Genomic DNA, 3,715 nt, shown 5'->3' with positions numbered 1-3,715 from the left:
CCTGATTCACTGACTAAAGCATGACATTTACATCCATAGAAGTACTGTCCCTTTGTAGCATTGTAGCCAACATTTGCATAATCTCCAAGAACTTTGCTTTTGAAATTACGAATAGGCTGACACAAAGGAATGGGGAAGCTGTCAATAATGGATACACTCATTCCTTCAACCTCTTTAAAGACGAGTGCTTGGCGAATGACTTGGATACTCGGTAAGAGGGCATTACAACGGCGGACAAAGCGATAATATTCTAGGAAATTAGGAAATAAACTTTGAGCAAGTTGGTGCTTAGCTTTAAGCGTTTCACTAAAATGCAGTACGCCCCATAGGTAACAAGCGATAACTAAGCAATCTGATGTTGCGAGATGGACGTTCTTTCGGTTTTGAACCTCAAGGGGAACCCTCGTTTGATAAAGCGTCTCAATGGTTGTCAGTAAATAAACAAAAACTTTTGGAAGTGTGCTATTATAAGTCATATAAGTCGTGCGCTTTCTAATGCTTAGTGGTTTAAGATTAGGATAGCACGACTTATTTATTTTCCAATGAAATTAACTAGCAATTCGGGTATTCTATTGATTAATAAGGCATATCTTGTAACTCAGACGTAAAGTTTTCCTTAATCGTTTCAATTTTTCCTAATGAGAAGCTTCTTGTTTCATAGGCTTTCGGAACAATGACATAACCATTCCATTGTCCATTATGTTTTGCCCAAACTTCTACATCTAACCGTAACTTACGAAATTGGAAATTAGACCAAATCCCACGGTCATCTTGCAACCATCTAGATTGTAAAACATCTTTGTTCACGCTTATCAATACAGTGCCCACCTTCGTTTGATCCAAGTTAGCATCAAGCACTAACACATCAAGTACAAAATATGTTGTTGCAAATGTATTCTTCTCAGGAATCAGTTTTAAAAAGGGAAGTCCCGCGTTTTCACGACCATTAGCATCACTCGTGAAAATTAACTTGAATTCCTTTGAAGGACTACTTGCTTCCAATAAAAGCTCTGTATAATAGCTTGTATTTTGAGCATATTGCCAAAATATTTCTGCCATATCGCTTTCCTTATAGTACCAAGGCTTATAAGAACCTGCATAATGAACAATATTAGGCGTTTTTCGTGATTTATTGTAGCTATCACTGATTTGATAGGGCAATCGCTCTTGAATAATCTGACCACGTACTGAATTTTTTTTCCATCAAAGTGATAACATTCCAAGACTCTGGAAGATAGAAAACTTTATTTTTAAAGCATAGGTTTAAAATATCTTGATCCATATATATCCAGTTACGCTTTTGCACAAGGTTAATGAATTTCTCTGTTGTAAAATCTTTACGAATTGCTTGTAAGTTTAGCACAAGTACACCCGCTTGAAAATAATCTTCAAAGCTCTTTAAATTAAGGTAATTCAAAATTTCTTTTTTATAAACTTCTTGTCGCTCAGGGGTATAATTACTAGCAATAAAGTCAAAATCTCGTACCGCTCCCACATAATTATCTTCAATGTCTATTTCAAAAAGTTTCGCAATATCCTCTTCAACAACAGTATCGCAATCAATATAAACTACCTTATCATGGACAAATAATTCTGGTATTAGGAAACGATAATAAGTCTCAACAGAAATATGAGCATTAGTTTTTAATTCCCCATATTGAGAAATTTTAGCCGATACATCTACAAACCTAACAGAAAAATTATCTTTATTAAAATGTTTCAAGGTTCTATTTTGTGTTTCAACTGAGATGTCATTATGTAGAATCGAAATATCATAATTGTTTTTAGAATTCGCATTTTCTAAAATCGATTGAAGAAGGACACTAGTATACTTCATGTAGCCATTATTACATGCCATAACAACTGGGATATTGTTTATGCTATACTTTGGCTCAATTTTTTGTGGAAGTGGTCTTGTATCGCTCCACTGAACAACTGGTAATCTTAAGATTGTAATTTCTTTTCTACTGATTTCCAAATGTTTGGCAAATATCGCGACCAAACGCTCACCTATATGTCCTAATGTACGGTAAAGTTCCACAGAATATTTTTCATGATCAACTTGTTTTTCAATTTCTTCTAAAACACCAAAACAAAATTCATTGTATTCTTGAAACAGTTCTCGTTTCATAATAAACATATTATAAAAGGGTGCTGTATCAGAATACAATACTTCAAATAACGCTCTCGTGTATTCAGGATATTTTTCCGAAATCACCGAAATTAAAGTATCAATATCACTTTTTTCAAGATGTTGATTCCAATGCTCATAAAGACTAATATTTTTTAAATTTCCTGTTTTCTCTAAATTAACAGTATCAATTACTCGCCAACTATCAGGCATGATTAAATCAGCTCCATCGATAACTTCGGCCATATCGCTTTCAGTAATCGCAAATTCTTTGAGCTGTTTTTCTGTGATTTTCTCACGAGGAATCACACCCCAAATTGTTGAATCTTTAGCTTTACCTGTATCAAAAGACATATATCTTCTATAATGCCAAAATCCTAAATAATCTGAATCTTTATCATTCTTCCACGCCCAGTATTGAGCTGTTAATTCACAGTAACGTTTATTCTTTGAAGAAATATTTTCACCTACATTATCCTGCAAAATATTTGGAATCTCCCCAGTGGCCAGAGCACTTCCTACTTGAATTGGTACTAAGAATTTATTTTTTGGAATATATGAGGGCTTGTGCATTGAGACATAAATTTTTGCTTTTAAATCTTTTGGATTTTTACCATCCAAATCTACAAAATTTGCTTTGACTTTTTCAAACTCTCTTTCGAGTTCAACTCCCAGGCCAATCAAAGGATTATTTAAAATTATTTTAGCTTTTTCTATAACTTCTGAATTTCCAAAATGATTATTCAATTTCCACAAAAAATTACTAATAATATTATCCTTAAAATTTACAAAACTTTCACTAAAGTCTGGAACTTGGGTCATAATATTTTCAATAGTTATAAATTGAAATTCCAGATTGTTAAGCTCTTCTTCTAAATTCACTGAACTCAATTGTTCTTCTTCTGCCTCTGTTACAAGATAAGCCATTTCATTGCTATCACTAACTGCCCCATCAGATAACACTGTATAGAGGGCTGTAACCAAACAAAGATTATCATAAGATTGGCTATTCCTCAAAAAATCGTTGGAGTAATTTTGTTCTAGTGTTCCCAAATAGGAAACAGCTTTATCAAAAATCTTCTTGCTTATAATTTTATTCCCAAGTAAATAGTCTTCTATAGAAGCACCTGCAGATTTAATAAATTCTGCTAAACTTTTCGGTAAACTGTGAACTTCCTTTGAAACTTTTGCAAATTCTCCATCAAAATAAGCAAGTTTTAATGAAATCAAATCTCCTTCTAAGTTTGATGCCAGTTTTTTTGAATACATCATGTCACTTTCAGGAAAAATAAGGTACTCATTAGTTGATTTGCTAGCACCAAATTTTTGAACATCTACATTATTTCTGTACTTTTTAGAGTCAAAATCAACAATTTGTATTGAAAGGTATTTTTTGTATTTTTTGATGATAAAGTCAAGCATCGTTTTCAATGTATCTTCTTCTTCCTTAGGAAGCATGATAATTATACTTATATTATTTTGACATAGACTCTTGATCTGATCTTCTATTGTCATCAAATTGGTTTCTGTAATAATTGCTGTCAGTTTATTCATTTGTTCTCCTTTTATATTCATTTGTTATTA

2 protein-coding genes and 1 pseudogene are annotated in these 3,715 nt (G+C 32.7%); all 3 read right to left on the bottom strand.

All coding sequences use genetic code 11. The features are described 5' to 3' along the window. Positions 1 to 476 (bottom strand): annotated as a pseudogene (locus LLA01S_RS11655) (IS982-like element IS982B family transposase); the annotation flags it as partial. 100 nt (positions 477 to 576) lie between these two features. After that, positions 577 to 1,059, bottom strand: a complete 483-nt coding sequence (locus LLA01S_RS13465) for a hypothetical protein (protein WP_232035027.1) — start codon at positions 1,057 to 1,059, stop codon at positions 577 to 579. Positions 1,060 to 1,141: 82 nt separating this feature from the next. Then, positions 1,142 to 3,685, bottom strand: a complete 2,544-nt coding sequence (locus LLA01S_RS11650) for a DUF4422 domain-containing protein (RefSeq protein ID WP_255209991.1) — start codon at positions 3,683 to 3,685, stop codon at positions 1,142 to 1,144. Between the last annotated feature and the right edge of the window lie 30 nt (positions 3,686 to 3,715).

The sequence above is a fragment of the Lactococcus cremoris subsp. cremoris NBRC 100676 genome, assembly GCF_001591705.1.
GTDB classification, from domain to species: Bacteria; Bacillota; Bacilli; order Lactobacillales; family Streptococcaceae; genus Lactococcus; species Lactococcus cremoris.
The sequence above is the reverse complement of the archived record's forward strand: the minus strand, read 5'-3'. Positions and strand labels throughout refer to the sequence as shown.

Bases quoted from the DNA above. Each gene is read 5' to 3' on its own strand.
- LLA01S_RS13465 (WP_232035027.1), bottom strand. From the start codon at position 1,059: ATGGCAGAAATATTTTGGCAATATGCTCAAAATACAAGCTATTATACA.
- LLA01S_RS11650 (WP_255209991.1), bottom strand. From the start codon at position 3,685: ATGAATAAACTGACAGCAATTATTACAGAAACCAATTTGATGACAATA.